A 23,332-nucleotide genomic window follows, 5' to 3' on the forward strand; every position below is an offset into this window, starting at 1 on the left:
CAGCCCCTGCTTTTTTTGTTTCATCTCATCCGGTCCACGGACGCAGACCAGTATTCGTCGACTTCCACGGCCACACTGTCCGCCTGGTCGAAGCGGATCACATATGGTTCCCTCTCCGGGAAGGTGTCCACAGGACCCTCCGCCACTGCGAATCACCTGTGTGTCTCACCATAGATAAACTGCATCGCCGTGGGATATTTCTTGATCCCCCAGGCTTTCGTTACCTGAAACTGCTCCAGCATCCGCCGGTTCTCTTCCTTCGCTGCGCATTCCTCCGGAGAAAGTGTTTTTTCTTTTCTCTTAAACAGGCCCATATAATCTGTCCCCTTTACGTTGAGGCGGCCCGATTGCCTGGAGAAAAGCGGGGAAAACCCTTGCATTGCGTTGTATTTCATTGTATACTTGTCACTGCGAATTTTATTTCTAAAAAGCTGAATTTATTAGTGGGGGTAAACAATGGCTAATATTAAATCCGCAAAGAAGAGAATCAAAGTTATCGAGAAGAAGACTGCTCAGAACAGAGCCGTGAAGGACGAGCTGAAGGCTATCATGAAGGATTACAACAAGACGATCGCTTCCGGTGACCTGGACGCTGCGGCCGAGAAGAGAACGCATGCAGAGAAGCGCCTGAAGCAGGCAGCTGCGAAGCACACGATTTCCAAGCAGCAGGCGAGCAGAAAGGTATCCCAGATAACGAAAGCGCTTAACGCAGCGAAAGCTGGTAAGTAAAATCTCACCCGTCCCCACAGAGTGTACCTGCTGGGGTACACATTGCTATTACAGCAGCGAAAGCCGATGGTGTGTCTCCCATCGGCTTTTTACGTGGGAGCATCCGTGCTATAGTGGAGAGGAAGTATCTGTTATCGCACGTCTGCAGTACGTCCATCGTACATCATTATGTTTACAGGAGGTCATTATGTCACTTCATATCACAGCCAGCGAAGAAATTCCGGTTGCAGAAACGGTTCTGATGCCCGGAGATCCTCTCCGGGCGAAGTTTATCGCCGAGAATTTCCTGGACGCTCCCCGGCGCTACTCGGAAATCCGCAACATGTACGGCTATTCCGGTACATACAAAGGCGTCCCGGTGAGCGTTCAGGGAAGCGGCATGGGGATGCCGTCCATGGGAATCTACTCCTGGGAACTTTTCCAACAGCACGGAGTACAGAACATCATCCGGGTGGGCACCGCCGGTTCTTTTCATCCGGACATCCACGTAGGAGAAGTCGTGCTGGCACTGGCCGCCTCCACCGATTCGAACTACTGTGACATGTTCGGCCTGAATGGCGCCTTCACCCCGTCCGCCAGTTTCTCAATTCTGAAGCCGTGCATGGAGGCGGCAGAAGAAGCCGGCATCCGTTACACGGCGGGCAACGTCCTGTCCAGCGATCATTTCTATGAGGCGGATCCGGACTGGTGGAAACCGTGGCAGAAGATGGGTGTACTGGGGGTGGAAATGGAAGCCGCCGCACTGTACGCCAACGCCGCCTTCCTGCACCGGAATGCGCTGGGCATCATGACCATCAGCGATCACTTCGTATTGGATGAGAAGGCCACAGTGGAGCAGCGGGAGCATCAGTTCACGAACATGATGAAGCTCGCCCTGGAAACAGCGGTCCGCCTGTAGTCCTGCTCCCCTTCTGCTGCGGCGGGCGGGGGCGGCCGGGAATCCAATGCGTGCACGCCACAGGCAGGTGCGACTCGGTGCGTGCACACGCCAGGCAGTGCATTCCGATGCGTGCACACCACAGGCAGGTGCGTTCCGATGCGTGCACGCTCCAGGCAGGTGCGAAATCTCGTTTTTTCCAGATTTCGCACCCGACCGATCCGGGAACGAGTTAAATAATCAGCGCTAATTTTCTGCGGATGCATAATGACACAGAAATATCAGTCAATATTCACCCGACAGAGAGAATCATCCGCCCAGCGGAGATTCAGGGACGCCATCCCCGATGCATTTGGATTTTCATTCAATTACCCGGATACCTATGCGCCATCACATAGTGCGGAAATGAGCATTTCTGTCCATTCCGCACCTTCATCCGGCCGGTGAATATTTAATTCAAGATTTAATTTGGTTTTCGCACCCTGGCATCCGTGATTTTGGTGCGAAGACAGAAAAAATGGCAATTCCGCACCTTCCAGCAATATACAATCACGATTCGTATACAAAAAACCGCCGCCAGATATTCATCTGTATTAAAACCGTGATTTGTATACACCAACAGCCAAGCAATCCCGCTTTTCACCCTCCCTTGCATGACCCTCACCGGTATCACGTCCATCTCGCCAGACCCCCGACAGAAAGAGGAATAGAAAGAGGAGCGGGAGAACGATTACCCGTTCTCCCGCTCCTCTTTCTATTGGGTGGATGCACTTGTTTGCAATTTCAATCTGCCGCAGCAGTTATGCAGCCAGTTCTTCTTTCTTTTCCTTCTCTGCATTCTGATCTTCTCTGCTGAAGAATTCCTTTGTCAGTCGCACCACTTCCGGAGACAGAGCAATGACCGCAATCAGGTTCGGGATTGCCATCAACGCATTCAGGGTATCGGCAATCTGCCAGACCAGAGCCAGTTCCAGGTTCGCACCGACGAATACCATCAGGACGTAAATCACCTGATACGGCTTGACTGCCTTGGAACCCAGCAGGAACTCCATGGAGCGGACACCGTACAGCGCCCAGCCCAGAATGGTGGAGAATGCGAACATTGCGATGCTCAGTGCAATAACGATGGAGGCAATCTTCGTTCCCATGGTGGTGCCGAAAGCCAGAATCGTCAGATCTGTGCCGGCGGACTTGCCGTAGAACTGCGGCGCCATACCGGACATCAGAATCGCCAGTGCTGTCATCGTGCAAATGACGAAAGTAGCAGTAAATACTTCGAAGATGCCGAAGATACCCTGCTGTACCGGGTGCTTGACGTTGGCGGATGCGTGGGCGATCGGGGCGGTTCCCAGACCTGCCTCATTGGAGAATACACCTCTGCCGATGCCGGCCTTCGCCACTGCCAGAATCGCAGCGCCGGCCATACCGCCGCCGATGGCGGACGGATTGAAAGCGCCCTGGAAAATCTGACGGAACACGAAACCGATCTGTCCGATGTGACCGAAGACTACAATTGCCGTGCAGGCCACGTATGCCAGCGCCATAACCGGAACCAGCTTCTCTGTTACAGCGCCGATTCTCTTCATACCGCCGAAGAGCACCAGAGCTGTCAGTGCTGCGCCGGCCACACCAACCACGATGTACACCGTCTTCAACTGTGCATCGGTGAACGCCGGATCGAAGGCCTTGAAGATGGAGCCGATGGAAGTGGCGATGGTGTTGATCTGTGCCATGTTTCCGGTTCCGAAGGCTGCACACGCCGCAAAGAATGCGAACAGGCCTCCCAGCCATTTCCAATGCTTGCCCAGACCGTTCTTGATATAGTACATCGGTCCGCCGATCCACTCGCCGTCTTCATTCTTTTCCCGGTAACGCACTGCCAGCGTGATCTCCGAGAACTTCGTGCACATGCCGAACAGTGCGGCAACCCACATCCAGAATACAGCGCCCGGGCCGCCCAGGGCGATGGCGCCTGCCACACCGGCGATACTGCCGGTTCCCACGGTGCCTGCCAGAGCGGTGGTCATCGCCTGCACCGGGGACAGCGCACCGTCTTCCACCTCTGTCTTGTCAAACATCTTTCCCAGCGTGTTCCGCATGGTGTAGCCGAACCGGCGGAACTGTACGAAGCCCAGCCTCGAAGACATGAAGATGCCGCAGCCTACCATCAGAACCAGCATCGGGATTCCCCAGACGAGACCGTTGATGCGGCTGCTCAGTGCCATAATCGTTTCCATTACTATCCTCCTGTAACCTTGACCTTCTCTTCCGCCGGCGCATCCGGGCCGGCGGAAATAACCTGTTTCAACTGCCCTAACCCTAACGAATCGGTTACAGAAAGTTTCATTCCGTTTCAAGTTTTAGTACATTTAAAACCAACTTTAAGAAACTTTCATGGATAGTATTCTTATATCAATAATAACTTAATTTGATACCAAATATAAGAATTTGTTATGGAAATTCATTCCTTTCTGCAAATTTTCTTCAATTACTCCGCCGCTTTCACAGGTCCGCCGTACTCGAACTGCGGCATGAGCTTCAGTTTGAACACATTTCCCCGGTGTTTCCGGTCGATGCTTTCCTTCGTGGCAGCATCCTCACAGACGCCGGTGCGGATGTAACGATCCAGCGTATCGTAAGTGAATCCCAGCTTTTCCTCATCCGTCAGCGGCGTCAGACCGTCGATCGGCGTTTTGAAAACCAGTTCCTTCGGCAGTCCCAGCTCCATGCCCACTGCACGGACTTCCTGCACCGTGAGGTGGGACAAAGGCGAGAAGTCTCCCGCTCCGTCACCGTACCTTGTCGCATATCCGACCCAATCCTCCGACAGGTTGCAGGTATTGGCCACTCTGCCGTTCATGGTCTGGGACACCGCATACGTCACTGCCATACGAAGCCTGGCCGGCAGATTCGTGGTCATCTGCTCCGTCGGTTCAATCCCCGCCGCTTTCATCTCCGACACGGCCCCTTCATAGGCCTTTCTGATATTCACGACAGCATGATCCAGCTGAAGATGGGATACCAGCATTTTCGATGCATCGATATCCTTCTGCTCCCCGTTCGGCAGCAGAACACCGAAGACCCGGTCTCTGCCCAGTGCCTCCACACACAGCGCCGCCACCACAGAGCTGTCCTTGCCGCCGCTGATCGCCACCACCGCTTTGCAGTCCGGTCCGTTGTCCCGGAAGAACCCCCGGATCCACTCCACCAATTCGTCTTTCACTTTCTTCGGATCGAAATCCTTATCATAGTATTCCGTCATCTCAGATGCTCCTTTCCCGCTTCGTCTTCCTGCGACCCGGAACCTGCCGGATCTGTCATCATTACCCATTCTACCACTCTGTGGACTTTCCACAATGGGAACGTAAATCAAAATTATTTTTTGTCAAACCGCACAAATCCAGTTGACAAACATCGTGCCGGGTGATATGATTCAGCCATAACCGAAACCGATGACGGAGAGTAGTACTCCTCAGACACCGGCACAGGAGAGAGCCGCTGATGGTGGGATGGCGGCGTGCGAGGACGGGGACGAATGGACTCCCGAGGGCGAACTGAACCGCATCCGGCATGCCGGACGCCCAGTAGGAGAGACGGAGAAACAACTTCGTGACGAAATTTCGCGTATGTCAGTACGCACGAGAGGACGTAATTACGTCAAGCCGGGTGGCACCGCAGGAAATCGAACTCCTGTCCCAGCATGGAAGCGAGGGACAGGAGTTTTTTTGATACTCTTTCCCGACTCTCGAAGCGAAATGAACAGAAGGAGAATGAAAATGACAGCCAACAGAAACGAGATCCCGTACAAGATCTACCTGACAGAAGATGAGATGCCGAAGCAGTATTACAACGTCCGGGCTGATATGAAGGAGAAGCCGGCACCGCTGCTGAACCCGGCCACCCACCAGCCGATGACGGCAGAGGAACTGGAGCATGTGTTCTGCAGAGAACTGGTGGAGCAGGAGCTGGACAATGACACAGCATACTTCGACATCCCGCAGGAAATCAGAGATTTCTACAAGATGTACCGTCCGTCCCCGCTGGTCCGGGCTTACTGCCTGGAGAAGAAGCTGGGTACACCGGCGCACATCTACTATAAATTCGAAGGCAACAACACCAGCGGCAGCCACAAGCTGAATTCCGCCATCGCCCAGGCATACTATGCGAAGAAGCAGGGCCTGACCGGTGTCACAACAGAGACCGGTGCCGGCCAGTGGGGTACTGCCCTGTCCATGGCCTGCGCTTACCTGGGCCTGGATCTGAAGGTTTTCATGGTGAAGGTTTCCTATGAGCAGAAGCCGTTCCGCCGGGAAGTGATGCGGACATACGGTGCTTCCGTCACCCCGTCCCCATCTGAGACAACAGAAGTCGGCCGGGAAATCCTGAAGGCACATCCGGGTACCACCGGTTCCCTGGGCTGTGCGATTTCCGAGGCGGTGGAAGTCGCCACTTCCACACCGGGCTACCGCTATGTGCTGGGCAGCGTTCTGAATCAGGTTGTCCTGCATCAGAGCATCATCGGTCTGGAAACGAAGGCGGCACTGGACAAGTACGGCGTCACCCCGGATATCATCATCGGCTGCGCCGGCGGCGGTTCCAACCTGGGCGGTCTGATTTCCCCGTTTGCGGGAGAAATGCTCCGGGGCGAGAAGGATTACCAGATCATCGCAGTGGAACCGGCTTCCTGCCCTTCCCTGACCCGCGGGAAGTATCTCTACGACTTCTGCGATACCGGTGAAGTCTGCCCGCTGGCGAAGATGTACACGCTGGGCAGCCAGTTCATTCCTTCGCCGAACCATGCTGGCGGTCTCCGTTTCCACGGCATGAGCCCGATCGTATCCGAACTGCATCATCAGGGCATCATCGAGGCCAGAGCCTATGAACAGACAGAAGTATTCCAGGCTGCGGAAGACTTCGCCAGATGCGAGGGCATCCTGCCGGCACCGGAGAGCAGCCACGCAATCAAGGCTGCCATGGACGAGGCACTGAAGTGCAAGGAAACCGGCGAAGCGAAGAACATCGTCTTCGGCCTCACCGGCACCGGCTATTTCGACCTGACCGCATACCAGCAGTTCAACGACGGCACCATGACCGACTACATCCCGACCGACGAGGATCTTCAGGAAGGCTTCAACGCAATCCCTCAGTTCCCGGGAAACGAAATCTAAGTTCATTCGTCAAACCATGCAAAATACACACACGATGGGACTGCCCGCCCGGACGAGGAAAATATCGTCCGGGCGGGCGGTCCCGCTTTTGTTGTAGAAATCAAAAAGAGCTTGCCGGGACTTCACCCGGCAAACCCCTTCTCTTTTTTTATACTATGCCGTCAGCACCTGCTGGGTAAATGCCCGGTAGATGGCCCGGATCGCCCGGTCCATGTCCGCCTCATCCACTCCCAGGGTGATGGCGATCCGGTCCGATGCGTGATCGACGAACCGGACGTTGATCTGCTCCGCAGACAGGGATTCGAAGATCCGCACGGCCACATGAGGTGTACGATTGATGTTCCTTCCCACCACACCGATCATGGCAATGCCCACATCCAGAACCACGTTATCTGTTTCTGCGGCATCCTTCAGCTCCTCTGCCAGATCCCTGCCGCACCGGCGGAGTGCCTTCTCTTCCACAATGATGCTGACGGAATCCGGATTCACCTGCTCGCTGATCATCCGCAGCTTATATTTCGCAAACAGTTTTCCACAGGCCAGGCGGAAGGCCGGATCCATACCCAGTTTCTCTTTGTCAATCAAGAGCGCCGCATAGCCTTTCTTCCCTGACACGCCGGAGATGTCCAGCACCGCCGGATAATGGTCTGCGCTCGGGACGATCATGGTGCCCGGCGCCTCCGGATCGTTGGTGTTCCGGATATTCACCGGAATGCCGATGCGGCGGACCGGAGCCACGGTGTCTTCGTGAAGTACCTGCGCTCCTGCCATGGAGAGTTCCCGGAGCTCCTTGTAGGTAATGACCGGCACCGACAAAGGGTGCTTCACCACTCCCGGATCAGCCATCAGCAGGCCGGACACGTCCGTCCAGTTTTCGTACAGATCTGCCTCCACAGCCTCTGCCACCAGAGCCCCGGTTATATCGGAACCGCCCCGGGAGAAGGTCTGAATGACACCATTTTCATAGGCGCCGTAGAAACCCGGGATCACCGCCCGCTCATGCTTCGCCAGCGTTTCCCGGATCCGCTTCCGGGTTTCCTCTTCATTCAGCTTGCCGTCATATCCGAAGACGATCAGATCTGCGGAATCCACGAAATCATACCCCAGGTATTTCGCCATAACCCGGGCGCACAGATATTCTCCCCGGCTGACAATATACAGTCCGCCGGCGGAACCGGACCGGTACTTTCGGCTGATCTCCTCCACTTCCCCCCGGATGTCGAAGTCGATGTCCAGCGTGTGGATGATCTGCCCGAAACGCTGTCTGACCTGCTCCATGCTTTCCCCGAATTTCTTCGCAGAACCGGTGCTGCCGATGAGGATGTCCGTCACCTTGGTGTCCCCCTTCTCCCGGCGGCCCGGTGCGGAAACAATGACATAACGGCGGGCGGCGTCGGAGGTCACAATGTCCTTCACCTTCCGGAACTGCCCGGCGTTGGCCACGGAGGATCCGCCGAACTTCAGCACGGTGAGATTCGTTTCCGGCCTCTTCACTTCCGCCAGCTCCTCGGTGGCAATGGCATTCAGATCATACGGCGTGGACTGGTAAACAAAATAGTTCAGCCAGTTGGAATACAGCAGATTAGCGCAGGAACGCCAGCGCACCACCGGCTGCTTCGTATCATCGTCTCCCGGGAAATAGTTGTCCGGCACATGGGGATGAAGCCCCGCCTTCTTGTCCCGTTCATATTCCTTCAGCAGTGTGTTCCAGTCGTACTCCGAGTGACCCATGACAAAGATCTGCCGGTCATCGTCCGACTTCACGCAGAACACCCCCGCCTTGTCCGAGCTGGCGATGATCTTCAGCTGAGGCACCGCCTCGATGTCCTCCCGGTAAACGGTGGTATTTCTGGAATGGGGCACATAGAATTCATCGTCGAATCCCCGAAACAGCATGCCGTTCCGGTAATCCAGGTGATGCAGGAAAACCCCGGAAAGTTTCTCCGGCAGTACGTGTTTCTTTATGCCGTAATGGTAGTACAGCCCCGCCTGGGCGCCCCAGCAGATATGGAAGGTGCTGTGGACATGACTTTTCGTCCACTCCATGATCTCGCAGAGTTCGTCCCAGTAGTCCACCTCTTCAAACTCCATGAGTTCGATCGGCGCACCGGTGATGATCATTCCGTCGTAATAATTGTCCCTGACCTGATCGAAGGTCTTGTAGAAGGCCAGCATATGTTCCTGAGAAACATTGTGCGCCTCGTGGGTGCTGGTCTGCAGCAGCTCCATCTCCACCTGCAGCGGGGAATTTCCCAGCAGCCTTGTGAGCTGTGTTTCGGTCTCGATCTTCGTCGGCATCAGATTCAAAAGAAGAATCCGGAGCGGACGTATATTCTGGGTCATAGCCCGGGTATCGGTCATGACGAAGACGTTTTCCTTCGTCAGTGTGTCGATCGCAGGCAGGTCGTTCGGTACTTTGATTGGCATTTCTTCACTCCTGTATCTGAAATAAGACAGTTGCACGGACAGCGAAAATCACTCCTCGGCAACGGCTTTTTTTCGCATGGGTCGTACGGGGCGCATGAGATGTATACTACGTGTGGGTCGTACGAGGTGGATTGTATACAAATTGCAGTTATATTACCGGTGCATGGCCGCCGGGGGGCTGTTTGTAAATGAATCACGGCTAAATAATGGTGAAAGGTGCGGAATCGACCATTTCTCCCGATTCCGCACCTAAACGGCTTGGTTCAGAGTGCGAAATCAAAAATAAATCCCGATTTAAATATCACCCGCCCACACGAAGGTGCGAAACGAAAATAAATACCAATTTCGCACCTCTCGAATCCGGAACAATATCCAGTTACTTGAATATACATCCCCATTCCACCGAGCGCATCGCCTCAGAGACTCTTTCGAACAGATCATATTCTCGATCACATGCATATACTCAAGCATTTCCGTATACTCATGCTCTCATAGAAAAATATCTCCGATTATTCAACTCGTGCCTGAAATGGCAGGGTGCGAAAACGGATTTTTCGGACAATCCGCACCCTCGAAAATCCGGCCTTCTCTTCCGCAGACTGAACCCGGAGGGAATCAGGGTGCGAAATTTGCAAAAAACCGAAATTCGCACCTCCCACAAGCCGGCAGCCTCTTCTCCCAGTGGCAACCGCCCGGCCGCACCCGCCCGGCCCCTGGGTCGAATGACTTTATTGTACCACAGTTCGAAAGTATATGAAACAGGATGCTGCCGGCAGCATCCTGTCTGAAAATTTCTGTCTTCTGTGGATTCGGCTGTGGACCCGGTTGTGGATCCGACTGTGGATCCGCCCGGTTGTCCGATGGGTTACAGCTTCCGGACCACGTCCCAGATGGACATTGCGGCGCCAGACGGGAACAGTTTCGCCAGCACTCGCTCCACGGTTGCGAAAACGCTTGGCGTGGAAACCGCCTTCCTTCTCTGTGTGTCCCGGAACGCTCTGTGGGCCACGTATTTTTCCTGGGAGGACAGCGGGAAACTGTGGATGTACTCACTGTTTCCGGTCTTCTTCGCCATCTGAATGAACTCGGTGTCGCTGACCCAGTACGGGCAGACGGCTGTGACTGAAATCCGGTGAACCTTCAGTTCTCTTCCCAGGGCACGGCTGAACCGGATCATGAAGGCCTTCGTTGCCGCATAGACATTCAGGTACGGCAGCGGCTGGAACCCTGCCGCCGAACAGATATTCATGATCCGGGCGCCTTCTTCCATATATGGAACACAGGCTTGGGTCATGGTCACGGCGGCCCGGCAGTTCAGATCAATCATGGTCTCATTATCTTCCATGGAGATGGTTTCAATGGAGCCGATTTTCCCCATGCCGGCACAGTTAATCAGCCACCGGACGTCCGGGTCTTCGTCACTCAGCATTCCCTGAATATCCCGGACCGCCTGCCGGTCCGTCAGATCATATGCCAGCATTTTCAGCGGGGTATCCACCACGTTCTGCAGTTCTTCCAGCCGGTACCGGCGCCGGGCAACCACCCAGATTTCATCCACCTCACCGGCCCGGTCCAGCATCCGCACGAACTGGCGTCCCAGTCCGCTGGAAGCGCCGGTGACCACTGCGATCCGGCGCCTGTTTTCCCCTTCCTCTGTCATTACGTCCTGCTGTGTATTTTCTCTATTCATTTCCTCTGCCATACTGTCTCCTTTCTGCCCCGCCGGGGAGCGAACGGCTGCGGGATTTTTCTTTGTCTCCCCCATCATATCACCCCGGGAAGCAGGCTGCAATTTCCCTTCCGCCGGCCCAGGAATCTGCCGCTTCCGAAGAGGAATATTCCGCTACGTGACGATCTCCACCCGGCTTCCACCGGACGGGTCCTTCCGCACTCTGATCTGCCGGTCGATCCGGTCCCGGAGCTCAGCGACATGGGAGATGATCCCCACCAGACGGTCGCTTTCCGCCAGGCTCCCCAGAGCCTGCAGCGCCTGTTCCAGCGCATCCTCGCTGAGGGATCCGAAGCCTTCATCCACGAACATGGAGTCCAGCCGGATTCCCCCGGAAGATGCCTGTATTTCATCGGACAGGCCCAGGGCCAGAGAGAGGGAGGCCATGAAGGATTCTCCGCCGGAGAGGCTGCGGACATCCCGCTCCGTCCCGTTATAGTGATCGATCACATCCAGCTCCAGTCCGGTCTGGCTCCGGTTGTTGGAGGCCTCCTTCCGGCGCACCAGTTCGTACTGGCCGCCGGACATGATGCGAAACCGCAGATTGGCGTGGCGCAGGATCTCATCGAAGAACTGCATCTGGATATAGGTCTCCAGCTGAATTTTTTCTTTGCCCGTCAGGCTGCCCCCTGCCGTATCCGCCAGGTTCTGCACCATCCGGTACCGGTGAACCTTCTCCTGCCGGGAATCATAGAGACCGGAGAGTTTATCCTGTGCGGCCTCGTTGGTTCTGAGGCGATGGGAAATCTCTGTGATTTCATCGTGCAGACGCTTCTCCTGTTCTTTCTGGTCCAGGACCTCCTGCTCCAGCCGGTCCAGATCGTATCGGGGCGCATCGGTCAGCTGCTTCTCCAGTTCCTGCACTTTTCCCTTCCATTTCCCCAGTTCCGCTTCAGCCTTTACCGCCTGCTCTTGGGCTCTTTCCAGTGCTTTCTTCAGCTGTTTCCGTTCCTCTATCATGGAGTTTCCCGCATTTTTTGCCTCCTGAAGGCTTTCGTACCTCAGTTCTTTCCGGAGCTGCGCAGTCTGTTTCTCCGCTGCTTCCCGCGCCGCCCCGATCCCGGCGGCATCGGCAGACTGTGCAGCGCCCCGGGCAGCGGCCTCTTCCTTCAGGGTTCGAATCTTCGGGATCTCACTGCTGAGCGTGCGGAACTGCATCAGCTTCTGTTCCCACTCCTGCAGTTCCCTTCCGGCCTCCCGCAGCATCAATGCTGCGGCATGGATTTCCTCCCGGATCCGGCTTTGGGCCTGTTCCGGATCCTCCGGCATTTCGGTCTCCAGGATTTTCCGGTATTCAAGCTCCAGCTGCTCCCGGCTTCTGCGAAGAACACCTTCCTGCCGGGCCGCTTCTTCGCTGGCACTCCTGGCCTCCCGGTCCGCCCGGTCCCGCTCCCGCTCTGTCTTCCGGAGCTGTGCTTCCGTCACCGCCTGACCGGTCAGAACCGCCGGATCCGGGTGATCCGGCGAGCCGCACACCGGGCACGGCCGGCCGGGCGCAAGTTCTGATGCCAGAATGCCCGCCTGCTCGGAAAGAAAAGCCCCTCGCTCCTGCTGATACCGGGCTTCCCAGTTCTGAAATTCCTGTTCTTTTTCCCGGAACATGTCCCGGGCACGGGTCAGCTCTTCCTGCATCTTCCGGAAGTCATCGGCCTGACTTTCCAGTCCTTCCACCGCAGTCTGCCGCTCTTCCAGCCGGTTCTTCCGGTTCTCCGCCCGCTCCCGTTCCGAAGCGGATTCTCCCAGGGATGAGATGACCTCCTCCTTTTCCTTCAGCTGCGTCTCAAGCTTCTCGACTTCTTTCTGTTCCCGCTGTGCGGCGTTCTCTGCCTGCTTCCATTTCTTCCGCAGATCCTCCGCCTCATCCAGGTATTTCTGCAGCTCCTCGTACTTCGGAATCTGCAGGCGAAGATCCTGGATTTTCTCTCCCAGTGCCTCCCGCTCTGCTTCCCGGCGGGTTTCCGCATTCAGCTGTTCCCTGCAGTATTCCGCATACTCTGCCGCTTGTTTCACCCGTTCCCGGTTCTCCTTCAGATCCCGGCGCATACTCTCCTGCCTCCGGGCGGCCCCCAGGCAGAGATTTTTCTGTTCCCGTTCCACGCCGACCTTCTTCAGAATTTCCTCCCGGCCAGCCTTTTCCCGGCGGTCCCTTTCGATCATCTCCCGGACCAGAGTGAGAACGGGTTCTCCGGTGAAATCTTTGTCCATTCCCTCCCGGTAACGCCGGGTGAGGTCAGGATCCGGCGGGCAGACGATCATCTCCCGGTACTGCCGCTCCGCCACATTCCCCCGTTCCAGCTCCCGGGACAGGTCCAGCGCCTGCCGTTTCAATCGCTCCTGCAGATCATGATAGCGGCCGGTGCGGAACAGTTTACGAAAAATCCCGATGCGTTCTGCGGTGTCCGCCAGAAGTAATTTCAAAAAATCCCCCTGGGCGATCATCGCAATCCGGGTGAACTGTTCCCGGTCGATGCCGATGATCTCCGTTATCTTCTCCGTCACCTCCCGTACCCGGGTCAGCACGGTGCCGTCGGGCAGCTCCAGTTCCGCCTCGGCCTTCTGACTGGTCATGCCTTCTCCACGGGCCTTCGGACGGAGGTACTCCGGATTCCGCTTCACCCGGTACGTTTTCCCCCGGTACCGGAAAGTCAGTTCCACGAAAGTTTTCACATCCGGCGCCGCATATTTCGACCGGAGCATGCTGCTGTCCCGGCTGTCCCCGCTGGGCTCGCCGTACAGCGCATAGGTGATTGCATCGAAAATGGTGGTTTTCCCCGCCCCGGTATCCCCGGTGATCAGGTACAGTCCCCCTTCCCCCAGCCGGGACAGATCCAGCCGGGTTTCGCCCGCATAGGGACCGAAAGCGGACATGGTCAATTTTAGCGGTCTCATGCTTCTCCTCCCCAGATTTCCTCAATCAATGTGCGCACACAGCGGCGCTCCTCTTCCGTCATGGGCCGGTTATTCTGCAGCGCATAGAATGCGTCGAAATTCTCCTCCGGCGACTGCTCCCGCACCGCTTCCGTGCTGTCGATTTCCCGGTTTCTCCGGGTTCTGGCATTGTCATAATCCAGCCGCATCACATAAGGATATACCTTCCGGAGTCTGCCGACGGCGTCCGGCACATCCCGTTCGTCAGTCAGAATAATGCGGAAATAGTTCCGGTCTGCCCCCGCCTGTTCTGCGTACGCTGGATCGGTGACCTGATCGAAGCTGCCCCGGATCTCCTTCATATCCCGGACCGGCGTCAGCGGGATTTCCCGGATGTGGAGAGGACAAAGGCCGTCCGGACGCCCGGTCGCCACCTCCGTTTCCCGGCCGCTCCGGGCCCGGGGGCCCAGTTCCGCAATGGTCACGGATTTCTCATGCCCCGCCTCCGAAAACGAATATTTCAGCGGTGTGCCGCAGTACCGCACACTCTCTCCGATCTGCTGCGGATTGTGGATGTGTCCCAGCGCAGCGTAGTCAAAACCCGAGAACACATCCGCATTCACATTATCCAGCCCGCCGACACTGATTTCCTCCGAATCACTTCGGGAAGCCCCGGTGACAAACTGGTGGGCGACCAGCACATTCCGCTTCGACGGATCAATGTCCATGGCCCGGATCGCCGCATCCAGTGCATCGCTGTAGCTGTTGATGGACTCCTCCTGTTCCGGGAACGCTTTCCGGGCGTGAATCGGCTTGATGAAGGGCAGCAGGTAGATCATCACCGGATCATCCTCCCGGCCGGCATTCCGTTCCCACACCGGAATCCCCTCCACCGGCCCGTGAAATACCGGAGAAAGGTACACCCCGCTCCGGTCCATCAGGGATCTGCCGAAGGCGATGCGCTCCGCCGAATCATGGTTGCCGCTGATGACGAAAATCTTACGGCTTCCGTCTGCCAGCCGGTTCAGAAACCGGTCGAACAGCCCCACCGCCTCTGCTGACGGCACCGCCTTGTCATACACATCCCCGGCGATCAGCACGGCTTCCGGCTGTTCCGCCTCCACGATATCCAAAATCTGTCTCAGGATGTATTCCTGGTCCTCGATCATGGAAAACTCGTTGACCCGTTTCCCCAGATGCAGGTCCGACAGATGGATCAGTTTCATGCTTTCCTCCCTCTCCTCAGGTCCGTCAAAAAAAACGCAGCGCTCCGTTCCCCTGACGGTGCGCCGCATTATCTTCATTTCTCATTCTTTCCTTCTGACGGCATCGACGATGCGCACGGACCGCCGGCAATCAGCTGCAGTTTTCCGGCCCGGGTCATACGTTTGATCCGGTACTCCCGGCGCATCGCTTCCCTCCGGTCTTCGTGGCACTCATAATACACCAGTGTCACCGGCCGCCGGGACCTGGTGTATTTCGCCCCTGCCGTGCCGCTGTTATGGGCCGCCACCCGTTTCGACAGATCATTGGTCCATCCGGTATACAGTGTGCCGTCCGCACAGCGGAGAATATACGTGTAATTCACATTCCGCCCCGGATCAGAACTGGGCAACCTCCGGGTCGCACGGCTTCGCCGGCGCCACAGTGGTGCAGTACAGCACCGGGCCCACCTCTTCATAGACCGGTGTGTATTCCACCTTCACCGTCGCACGGATCTTCACCCAGCTGCCGTTCTCCAGATTCTGCGCTTCCTTCGTCCACTTGCAGAGCAGCCCCGCAAACTGGATGTCCTGGACACAGCAGGTCATTACATGACGGCCGAAAATGAAACTGTCCGGTTCCAGACCGCCGCCCACTGCGACCCGGCCTTTCACCCGGAGTTCCTTTCCCTCGTAATTCTCCTGGTTGTCGTTGATATCCCGGTACCACTCCGCATACATGTCATCTTCGATGTTGATCACATCTGCGTTCATATCGTACGGCAGCGGATCCACGATGTCGTCCATGATGATATCGTCCGGTCCGAATTCATAGAGAATCTGGGATTTCCGGTTGGCCACCCGGCAGACCTTGTGTATGGCCAGCTGCTGTTCGCCGAAATCGTCTCCCCGGACACAGCGGTTGATCACCACCAGCTCGGCACTCTTCAGTTTATCGAAGGTCTGCTGGCGCATATTCTGATTGTATACCAGGAAAGTGTTTGCATCCGCAAAGGTCATTTCCTGATAGATGATCCAGCCCTCCGGCATGTTCCGATACAGCGTATCCAGATTCCACATGCCGTTGTATTCCACAATCACCCGCTCACAGGCATGCTTCGCATACAGGGAGGCCATCAGAGCTGTGGTCAGCTCTTCTTCCTCCTCAACGGTTTCGATGAACACATTCGGAGAAGCGAACTTCTCTGTTTCGTATTCTTCTTCTCCTTCTTCACAAAGCAGAAGCAGTGTGCGCTCGCCGGCGTTGAAGTCCTCCCCTTCCAGAGCATCCTGAATGAACTTCGTCTTACCGGATCCCAGGAATCCGGTAAAAAGATATACCGGTACTTCTGTAAAATTATCTGCCATGAATCTGTCTCTCCATTCTATCCCTGCGTCATCCGTCCGGCTTAGAGTCCGAACAGTTCCTTGATTCTGTCCTGTTCCAGTCCTGTGCCGATCACGCAGATCATGCCGGTTGCAGAAGGATGCCCTTCTCTGACTTCCGGTTCACCCGGCACATAGTCGAACTCCAGCCAGCCGCCGTCCACTGCCGGAACGATGCCCTTCGCCCGCAGCACCTGGCCGCATTCCGCAAAATTCTGCAGAGATGCCAGCGCCTGCTCCAGCTGCTCCTTCGTATAAGTATGGGCCGTCTCAACGCCGAACTCATCGAACACTTCATCGGCATCGTGGCCGTGGTGATGATGGTGATGATGGTGATGATGCCCGTGCTCCTCATGATCATGGTCATCGTGATCATGGTCGTGATGATGCTCATGATCATGATCCTCATGGTCATGATCGTGCTCCGCTTCATGCTCCTCCAGTTCCCGGTACGCCTCCTCCCGCAGGTGATCCAGTTCTGCAGACAGGGTCTTCTTCTGTTCCATGATGTCCAGAATCTCTTTCCCGTCGATCTGATCCCACGGCGTGGTGACGATGGAAGCCTCACTGTTCAGGCCCCGGAGCAGTTCCAGTACCTGGTCCATCTTCTCCCGGGACAGCCCGTCCGTGTGGCTCAGAATAATGGAACTGGCGTGCTCCACCTGGTTCTTGTAGAATTCGCCGAAATTCTTCAGGTACATCTTCGCCTTCTTGGCGTCCACCACTGTGGTGAAGCCGTTCAGCTGAATCTCGTCATTCTGCAGATCCTGTACGGCAATGATGACGTCGCTCAGCTTGCCCACCCCGGAAGGCTCGATCAGGATCCGGTCCGGATGGTACTGGCTGATCACATCGTTCAGCGCTCTGCCGAAGTCTCCCACCAGCGTGCAGCAGATGCACCCCGCATTCATCTGATTAATCTGAATGCCGGTGCTTTCCAGAAACCCCTTGTCCACACCGATTTCGCCGAATTCATTTTCGATCAGCACAACCTGTTCATCTCCGTACGCCTCTGCGATCAGTTTCTTGATCAGTGTCGTCTTTCCGGCGCCCAGAAACCCGGAGAAAATATCTACCTTCGTAGCCATCGTTATCCACCTCTTCTATCTTCATTATCAGAATGCTGTTTCTCATGCGGCTTCTGCCGCAGACCTTACGCATTATACCACACCGGCCCCGGGTTGAATCCGGATTTCTCAATTCTTCACCCGGTTTTCATCCTGCTTCCGTCAGTTTTCCAGGTCACTCAGGATATCGTAAATCAGTCCGGAAGAATACCCCCGGGCAGCCAGCCGGCGGGCGACTCTTCCCCGGATCCGGTCCGGCACCGGATCCCCGGGCTCCAGATCCGCCATCCGCAGCACATTCTCCGCCTCCTGCCTCGCCATCTCCCGTTCACTGAATGCCGGATGGTCCTCCAGATAATCCAGAAAGGCGGGTTCGGAAACTTCCGGACCCACTCCCCGTTTTCTGAGTTCCCCCAGAGTCCGGACCCGGCTCCAGCGCTTCCGGAAGGCGTAATCGAAGAACTCCATGGCATAGCGCCGGTCGTCCAGATAGTGGTATTCCAGAAGCATCCGGATCACCGGCTCCGTTTCCTCCGGCAGAAACTGCTTTTTCCGGAGAAACTGCCTCAGTTCATATTCCGTCATGGCCCGGGCGGCCAGTTTCCGGGCCGCCGCCTCTTCACAGGCCCGGCGCCTCTTCTCATTTTCCACAGGCTTCTCCTTTCTCCGGTCGAACGCGTTTCAGCATATTCTTTGTCAGCGGCCGCAGTTCATATTCCCGGGGTGTCTCCGTGGCCGAAGCACACAGAAATCCTCCGCCGACCCGGATCTCCCGGAAACAGTAAGGCCGGCCGTTCCACTGTCCCCGATCCGCCAGTGCCGGGGGGAGCGGACTGCCGAAGAGTCCCTCTCCGGTCATTTTCCCATAAGCCTCATGACAGACCCAGAGCCGGAAGAAGGCCTCCGGTCCGCCGGACGCCACATATGCCGCTTCCTCCGGCCGGAAGAAACGGCGGGCCAGCTTCTGTTCCCGGCCGGGCCGAACCTGCTGCAGATCCAGGCCGCAGGGACTGTCCGAGACCATACACATCCAGTGCTCCCCGCTGTTCGTCACCGAGAAATGCACCGGAAGATCCGGAAAGAACGGTTTCCCCTTCTCCGTCCGCCGGATTTCCGCATTCCGGATCCGCTGCCGGTCACGGTGCGCTCCCGGAAGTGCGGCGGGATTCCGCTCCGCCCAGTCCAGAACACAGGCCCGGACCATCGGGTCTGCGGCGGCACCGTGTCCGTATTTTCCTTCATATGTGTAGATAATGTCCATGGTCTCCCGCCGCCTTCGGTTTCCCGGCGATCCTTTCCGAAAAAAGAAAAGCGCCCGCTTTCACCGGGACGCTGTCTCTTCGTCTATTTTTCTTCTTCCGCCAGCCGGTCCAGCACCAGACGGTACCCGTCGGCACCGTAAACCAGGCATTTGTTGATGCGGCTGATGGTTGCGGTGGACGCCTTGGTGATCTCCTCAATCTCGCTGTACGTTTTCTTTTCGGAGAGCAGCTTCGCCACCTGAAGACGCTGGGAAATCGCGCGGATCTCATTGATTGTGCAGATATCTGTGAAGAAACGGTAGCAATCCTCCCTGTCTTTCAAAGTCAGGATCGCATCACACAGTTCGTCTACTTCTTCGCTCTTGATTTTCGACTCGAAAGCCATCGGTTCAGCTCCTTTCGGCACTTCAGAAAATATCGTCTAATCAGCGTAACACTTTTACATACTAAAGTCAAACAACTTTCCCCGGAAAACCCGCCGGATTTTCGGAAACAGGGGGAAATGCAGCCGGTCTGTTTTCCCGGGACAAAAAAATGCTCCGATGTACGTTCAGAAAAACATAAGCGATTCTTCCGGCGCCATACCCGGGACTAAGAAAGCAGCTTCTCTGCGGCCCTGAGCTGAGGATCGCTGCTTCCCTTTCCCCGGTTCACCACATGGTCCGGCGTGATACCCCGGTGGTTGATTTCCCGGCCCTTCGGTGAAAAATATTCCATGGTGGTGAGCCGGAGGCCGGAACCGTCTCCGAAGTGATACTCGCTCTGCACCACACCCTTCCCGTAGGTTTTCGTTCCCACAACCGGTCCCCCGTGATTATCCTGAACAGCAGAGGCCAGAATCTCCGAGGCGCTGGCCGTATCACCGTTCACCAGCAGCGCATATTTCATCTTCGTGCAGGTCTCGTCAGAATTGTAATATTTCTTTTTGCCCTCAGCATTCTTCGTGACTGTAATCGTACCCTCCGGCAGAAGCTGGTCCGCCACATCCACCGCCTGGTCCATGTATCCGCCCCCGTTCCCCCGGAGGTCAATGATCACTTTCTTCACCCCCCGGTCAGTCAGATCGTCCAGCTCGGAGCGGAAATCATCCGCAGTGTCCTCTGCAAAACGCAAGATGGCAATATATCCGATCTTCGATCCCCGGAGAACGCCGCCGTAGACGGACTTGCTGTCCAGCTCAGAGCGCAGAATCTTCACGGTATCATCCTTCCCGTCCCGCCGGTATGTGATGCTCACCTCCGTCTGCTCCCTGCTCCGGATGGCCTGACGGAATCCGGAAACGGAGTGATAGGATTTCCCGTCCACCTTCAGCAGCCGGTCCCCCTTCTTCAGTCCCGCCGCATCCGCCGGTGTTCCGTCGTACACATTCTGCAGCACAACATTTCCCCGGCCTTCTTCCTCCATGGAAATGCCGACGCCGTAATACTTCATATTCACCGCATCGTCCCAGGATTCCGCCTCTTCCTTCGTCATATAGGCGCTGTACGGGTCGTTCAGACTGTGCACCAGCGCGTGGTACATGGTATCCATCTGTTTCGACTCGCTGGTCCGGTACAGGCCCTCTGCATTCACCTTCTCCTGGAGCTCGTACAGTTTCTGATAGCGGTTTTTCACAGCGGCCATTTCCTCGTAAGTCTCCCGCTTCACTTTCACCTCTCCGGTGATCTGGTCATGAACGGCGAATGCCACCACCACCAGGGCAGCGGCAGCCAGCGCAACAGACACCAGAATAATGATGAATTTCTCTTTCTTGATCTTAATCACGTGGATTCTCAACCTCCGCTACCAGCATCTCCAGATAGGATCTGCCGTTCCAAGTTTTCTCCTGCAGGGAACCGGTCACCTGCACCGCGCTTCCTCCTGCCTGCTCCAGCACGCTCCGGGCTTCCTCCGCCGCCCGGAAAGCGATGCAGCGCACCCGCCGCATATTCTCCAGCTCCGCATCAAAACAAAGATACTTCCCGTTCTCCCCGATCCGGCGCACGCTGTCCGCCGCCGCCCGGAACCGGACCAGCGGCTTTTCGTTCTGACATCCGCAGGGTTCCAGCAGCGTGAACTGCTCCGCCAGCTCCCGGTTCACCTCATCCGCTTCCAGCACCAGATCCGGAACGATATGCCGCTCCCACAGTTCAGGCTTCCCGGCCCGAAGCGCCGCTGCCTGCCGGTTCAGATTCGAGCGCAGGGTCTCCAGTGCCCCCGCCTTCATAGTAAAACCACAGGCCGCAGCATGCCCGCCGAAATTCGTGAACAGTTCCTCATTCTCCTTCAGCATATCATAAAGATTGACCCCTTCGATGCCTCTCCCGGTTCCCTTGTACATCCCGTCACCGATGGGCGTGAGGATCACTGCCGGCTTGTAGTACCTGTCCTTCAGTTTCCCGGCGGCAATGCCGGTAACCCCCTCGTTGGCGTCCGGAAGATCCACCGTCAGGAAATCGTCCTGGCGGAAATCCGATTCCACCCGCCTGACACATTCCTCGTAAATCCGTTCCTGGGCGGATTTCCTGCCGCTGTTGCACCGGATCAGATCTTCCACCCGGGCGTCCGCCTGCCCGTTGTCCTTTGTCATGAAAAGCTCCGCAGCCAGCCGGGCATGCTCCATGCGTCCCGCAGCATTAATGTGGGGAACGAGGACAAAGGATACATTTTCGGCGGTCACATGACCCGGCTTCAGCCCGCAGGCCCGGATCAGCCGGTCCAGATTCTTCCGCTCCCCGGTGTTGATGACCCGAAGGCCGTATTTCGCCAGCGTCCGGTTCTCGTCTTTCAGGGGGACGATATCACCGATGGTCCCGATGGCCACCAGATCCAGGGTTCGGGTCAGAACCCGTTTCGGCAGGCCGGTGACTTCCGACAGAGCCTGGGCCGTCTTGAACGCCACACCGCATCCCGCCAGATAGGGGAACGGGTATGCGCTGTCCGGCCGGGCGGGGTTGATCACCGGACAGTCCGCCATGCGGTCAGATACGGTGTGATGATCTGTCACCACCACTCCCATGCCAAGAGACCGGGCATAAGCCACCTCATCCACGGAGACACTGCCGCAGTCCACGGTAACCAGAAAGCCGGCCCCCTGCTCCCGTACCCGGTCGATGGCACCCCGGCTCAATCCGTATCCCTCTCCGAAGCGGGAAGGAATATAATACATCAGATTATCGGTGAGCCGGGACAACACCTCCCACAGAATCGTAGTGGAGGTGACGCCGTCGGCATCATAATCACCGAAAATACAGATTTTCTGTCCGTCCTCGATGGCCGAAAGAATGCAGTCCACTCCTTCTTCCATATCCGGAAGCAGGAAGGGGTCATACGTTCTGCGGGGCTTGTCCGAGAGAAACTCCCGGATATCCTCCTCCGACTCGATTCCTCTGTTTCTCAGCAGTTCCAGTAATTTCGGTTCCAGTTCCATGATAATCCGGACGTTCCTTTCTGTTAATGGGATATAATGCAGAAGGTCCCGCCAGCCTCCGGCCGGCGGGACTTCCATTCGTTCTGTTTTCGGCCGCAGCTACGGATGACCGCTCTTAACGACCGACGTAATTCATCGGATTGACCGCAGTACCGTTGCGGCGCACCTCAAAGTGGCAGTGCGGACCCGTACTCATGCCGGTAGAGCCGGAGAGGGCGATCAGCTGTCCCTTGGACACATGCTGTCCCACCTTCACCTTCACCTGGGAGTTATGTCCGTAGATCGTCGTCAGGCCGCTGCCGTGGCTGATGGCCACACAGTATCCGTATCCGCCGTTCCACCCCGCAATGGTGATCGTTCCGGCCGCCGCCGCATGAACCGGCGTGCCGGTGGCCACAGAAATGTCGATGCCCGGGTGACTTTCGTAGGACCGCTTCTGTCCGAACGGTGCTGTGATAACTGTGGAAGCAACCGGCCACATGAACCGGCCGCCCTTGTAGCTGGACGGAAGGCTGACCTTGTTCCCGTTGACGTCGGTGACGGACTTCGCAGCTTCAATCGCATCGATCTTCGCCCGCAGGGCATCCTCTTCCTTCTTCAGCTGCTTATACTGTCGGTTCAGTTCATTTTTCGATTCCGTGAGAGTCGCCTTGCTGGACTCAAGCTGGGACTGCTTCTTGGTGAGTTCCTCTTTCTGCTTCTTCAGATCCGTTTCCCGCTCCTGAATCTGTTTTTTCTTTTCCTTGATCTCGTCCAGAACGGTCTGATCGTTCCGGTAGATGTCCTGGACCATCTCCACGTTGGTGACCAGCTCCGAAACGCTGCGGGAACCCAGAATGATCTCGATATAGCCCACAGTTCCGTTCTTGTACATCGCCCGAACCCGGGCGCTCAGATTATTCTTCTGTTTCTCCAGATCAGCCCTGGCCGCATTCAGTTCCACGGTGGTGGCCCGGAGTTTCCGGTCCTTCTTCTCCACCTGCTTGTCCAGTTTCCGGATGGTTTTCTTCTGGGTCTTAATCTTGTCCTGCAGATCCTTCATCTGATTGTAGACTTTCTGTTTCTGCTTCGTGACAGTATCCAGCTTCTGTTTCGCCGCCTTCTCCGACGTCTTCGCATATCCCGTTACCGGGAAGAAAGTGACACAAAGCGCCGCAATCAGCACGGATGCAATCAGTTTTCGGTTGAATTTTCCAGTCATGCCGCCT

The 23,332-nt window shown here is 56.5% G+C and carries 20 protein-coding genes; 3 read left to right on the forward strand and 17 right to left on the reverse strand.

Annotated features, from left to right (window positions below; genetic code table 11):
- Positions 1–20 precede the first annotated feature (20 nt).
- A complete protein-coding gene (locus BLQ24_RS10430) occupies positions 21–146 on the reverse strand; it encodes a hypothetical protein (protein WP_272867336.1) in 126 nt (41 codons plus the stop codon).
- Between the two features lie 6 nt (positions 147–152).
- Entirely contained in the window at positions 153–314 is a 162-nt protein-coding gene (locus BLQ24_RS10055; protein ID WP_163427240.1) for a hypothetical protein, read from the reverse strand.
- A gap of 142 nt (positions 315–456) precedes the next feature.
- Here BLQ24_RS10055 and rpsT point away from each other — a divergent pair, with 142 nt between their 5' ends.
- Together rpsT and deoD are read left to right on the forward strand one after the other, a co-directional pair.
- Complete coding sequence (gene rpsT / locus BLQ24_RS04385) at positions 457–729, forward strand: 30S ribosomal protein S20 (RefSeq protein ID WP_090163064.1); 273 nt, start codon at positions 457–459, stop codon at positions 727–729.
- A gap of 187 nt (positions 730–916) precedes the next feature.
- A complete protein-coding gene (gene deoD / locus BLQ24_RS04390; RefSeq protein WP_090163066.1) occupies positions 917–1,627 on the forward strand; it encodes a purine-nucleoside phosphorylase in 711 nt (236 codons plus the stop codon).
- 779 nt (positions 1,628–2,406) lie between these two features.
- On the opposite strand, the gene BLQ24_RS04395 is transcribed toward deoD, so the two are convergent.
- Positions 2,407–3,843: an alanine/glycine:cation symporter family protein gene (locus BLQ24_RS04395; RefSeq protein WP_090163068.1), complete on the reverse strand. Its 1,437-nt coding sequence runs from the start codon at positions 3,841–3,843 to the stop codon at positions 2,407–2,409.
- Positions 3,844–4,094: 251 nt separating this feature from the next.
- Positions 4,095–4,868 carry an NAD(+) synthase gene (gene nadE, locus BLQ24_RS04400; RefSeq protein WP_090163070.1) on the reverse strand — a complete coding sequence of 258 codons (774 nt, stop codon included), beginning with the start codon at positions 4,866–4,868 and terminating at the stop codon, positions 4,095–4,097.
- 514 nt (positions 4,869–5,382) lie between these two features.
- Here nadE and BLQ24_RS04405 point away from each other — a divergent pair.
- Positions 5,383–6,774 carry a TrpB-like pyridoxal phosphate-dependent enzyme gene (locus BLQ24_RS04405; RefSeq protein ID WP_090163071.1) on the forward strand — a complete coding sequence of 464 codons (1,392 nt, stop codon included), beginning with the start codon at positions 5,383–5,385 and terminating at the stop codon, positions 6,772–6,774.
- A 153-nt stretch (positions 6,775–6,927) separates the two neighbouring features.
- Here the strand turns inward: BLQ24_RS04405 and metA are convergent, their stop codons facing one another.
- The 13 genes from metA to BLQ24_RS04470 form a co-directional block, all read right to left on the reverse strand.
- Positions 6,928–9,201 carry a homoserine O-acetyltransferase MetA gene (gene metA, locus BLQ24_RS04410; protein WP_090163074.1) on the reverse strand — a complete coding sequence of 758 codons (2,274 nt, stop codon included), beginning with the start codon at positions 9,199–9,201 and terminating at the stop codon, positions 6,928–6,930.
- Positions 9,202–10,066: 865 nt separating this feature from the next.
- Positions 10,067–10,903, reverse strand: a complete 837-nt coding sequence (locus BLQ24_RS04415; RefSeq protein ID WP_242869584.1) for an SDR family NAD(P)-dependent oxidoreductase — start codon at positions 10,901–10,903, stop codon at positions 10,067–10,069.
- Positions 10,904–11,044: 141 nt separating this feature from the next.
- The gene (locus tag BLQ24_RS04420; RefSeq protein WP_090163076.1) at positions 11,045–13,819 is read right to left on the reverse strand and encodes an AAA family ATPase; all 2,775 of its coding nucleotides are present in this window, start codon (positions 13,817–13,819) and stop codon (positions 11,045–11,047) included.
- Positions 13,816–15,024, reverse strand: coding sequence for an exonuclease SbcCD subunit D (locus BLQ24_RS04425; protein WP_090163151.1), 1,209 nt, complete (start codon positions 15,022–15,024; stop codon positions 13,816–13,818). The genes BLQ24_RS04420 and BLQ24_RS04425 overlap by 4 nt, the downstream gene beginning before the upstream one ends.
- A 74-nt stretch (positions 15,025–15,098) precedes the next feature.
- Positions 15,099–15,386: a GIY-YIG nuclease family protein gene (locus tag BLQ24_RS04430; protein ID WP_090163153.1), complete on the reverse strand. Its 288-nt coding sequence runs from the start codon at positions 15,384–15,386 to the stop codon at positions 15,099–15,101.
- A gap of 13 nt (positions 15,387–15,399) precedes the next feature.
- Positions 15,400–16,368 carry a TIGR03943 family putative permease subunit gene (locus tag BLQ24_RS04435; RefSeq protein ID WP_090163078.1) on the reverse strand — a complete coding sequence of 323 codons (969 nt, stop codon included), beginning with the start codon at positions 16,366–16,368 and terminating at the stop codon, positions 15,400–15,402.
- Positions 16,369–16,409: 41 nt separating this feature from the next.
- Positions 16,410–17,474, reverse strand: coding sequence for a CobW family GTP-binding protein (locus BLQ24_RS04440; protein ID WP_090163080.1), 1,065 nt, complete (start codon positions 17,472–17,474; stop codon positions 16,410–16,412).
- 141 nt (positions 17,475–17,615) lie between these two features.
- Positions 17,616–18,104 (reverse strand): regulatory protein RecX, encoded by a 489-nt coding sequence (locus BLQ24_RS04445; RefSeq protein ID WP_090163082.1) that lies wholly within the window; start codon positions 18,102–18,104, stop codon positions 17,616–17,618.
- Positions 18,094–18,714 (reverse strand): 4'-phosphopantetheinyl transferase family protein, encoded by a 621-nt coding sequence (locus BLQ24_RS04450; protein ID WP_090163084.1) that lies wholly within the window; start codon positions 18,712–18,714, stop codon positions 18,094–18,096. The genes BLQ24_RS04445 and BLQ24_RS04450 overlap by 11 nt, the downstream gene beginning before the upstream one ends.
- An 83-nt stretch (positions 18,715–18,797) precedes the next feature.
- Complete coding sequence (locus BLQ24_RS04455; protein ID WP_090163086.1) at positions 18,798–19,100, reverse strand: YerC/YecD family TrpR-related protein; 303 nt, start codon at positions 19,098–19,100, stop codon at positions 18,798–18,800.
- Between the two features lie 206 nt (positions 19,101–19,306).
- On the reverse strand, positions 19,307–20,479 hold the full coding sequence (locus BLQ24_RS04460; protein WP_090163087.1) for a S41 family peptidase: 1,173 nt from the start codon (positions 20,477–20,479) through the stop codon (positions 19,307–19,309).
- On the reverse strand, positions 20,472–22,124 hold the full coding sequence (recJ, locus tag BLQ24_RS04465) for a single-stranded-DNA-specific exonuclease RecJ (RefSeq protein WP_176755857.1): 1,653 nt from the start codon (positions 22,122–22,124) through the stop codon (positions 20,472–20,474). The genes BLQ24_RS04460 and recJ overlap by 8 nt, the downstream gene beginning before the upstream one ends.
- 115 nt (positions 22,125–22,239) lie before the next feature.
- Complete coding sequence (locus BLQ24_RS04470) at positions 22,240–23,325, reverse strand: murein hydrolase activator EnvC family protein (RefSeq protein WP_090163091.1); 1,086 nt, start codon at positions 23,323–23,325, stop codon at positions 22,240–22,242.
- Positions 23,326–23,332 lie beyond the last annotated feature (7 nt).

It is taken from the genome of Eubacterium pyruvativorans (assembly GCF_900102225.1).
In the GTDB taxonomy this organism is placed as follows: Bacteria; Bacillota; Clostridia; order Peptostreptococcales; family Anaerovoracaceae; genus Aminicella; species Aminicella pyruvativorans.

Excerpts from the sequence above, each read along its gene's own strand:
- BLQ24_RS04420 (WP_090163076.1), bottom strand. The coding sequence starts at position 13,819 with ATGAGACCGCTAAAATTGACCATGTCCGCTTTCGGTCCCTATGCGGGC.
- BLQ24_RS04455 (WP_090163086.1), bottom strand. The coding sequence starts at position 19,100 with ATGGCTTTCGAGTCGAAAATCAAGAGCGAAGAAGTAGACGAACTGTGT.
- deoD (WP_090163066.1), top strand. The coding sequence starts at position 917 with ATGTCACTTCATATCACAGCCAGCGAAGAAATTCCGGTTGCAGAAACG.
- BLQ24_RS04415 (WP_242869584.1), bottom strand. The coding sequence starts at position 10,903 with ATGGCAGAGGAAATGAATAGAGAAAATACACAGCAGGACGTAATGACA.
- BLQ24_RS04435 (WP_090163078.1), bottom strand. The coding sequence starts at position 16,368 with ATGGCAGATAATTTTACAGAAGTACCGGTATATCTTTTTACCGGATTC.
- BLQ24_RS10055 (WP_163427240.1), bottom strand. The coding sequence starts at position 314 with ATGGGCCTGTTTAAGAGAAAAGAAAAAACACTTTCTCCGGAGGAATGC.
- BLQ24_RS04440 (WP_090163080.1), bottom strand. The coding sequence starts at position 17,474 with ATGGCTACGAAGGTAGATATTTTCTCCGGGTTTCTGGGCGCCGGAAAG.
- metA (WP_090163074.1), bottom strand. The coding sequence starts at position 9,201 with ATGCCAATCAAAGTACCGAACGACCTGCCTGCGATCGACACACTGACG.
- BLQ24_RS04405 (WP_090163071.1), top strand. The coding sequence starts at position 5,383 with ATGACAGCCAACAGAAACGAGATCCCGTACAAGATCTACCTGACAGAA.
- BLQ24_RS04425 (WP_090163151.1), bottom strand. The coding sequence starts at position 15,024 with ATGAAACTGATCCATCTGTCGGACCTGCATCTGGGGAAACGGGTCAAC.
- nadE (WP_090163070.1), bottom strand. The coding sequence starts at position 4,868 with ATGACGGAATACTATGATAAGGATTTCGATCCGAAGAAAGTGAAAGAC.
- BLQ24_RS04470 (WP_090163091.1), bottom strand. The coding sequence starts at position 23,325 with ATGACTGGAAAATTCAACCGAAAACTGATTGCATCCGTGCTGATTGCG.
- BLQ24_RS04450 (WP_090163084.1), bottom strand. The coding sequence starts at position 18,714 with ATGGACATTATCTACACATATGAAGGAAAATACGGACACGGTGCCGCC.
- BLQ24_RS04395 (WP_090163068.1), bottom strand. The coding sequence starts at position 3,843 with ATGGAAACGATTATGGCACTGAGCAGCCGCATCAACGGTCTCGTCTGG.
- recJ (WP_176755857.1), bottom strand. The coding sequence starts at position 22,124 with ATGGAACTGGAACCGAAATTACTGGAACTGCTGAGAAACAGAGGAATC.
- rpsT (WP_090163064.1), top strand. The coding sequence starts at position 457 with ATGGCTAATATTAAATCCGCAAAGAAGAGAATCAAAGTTATCGAGAAG.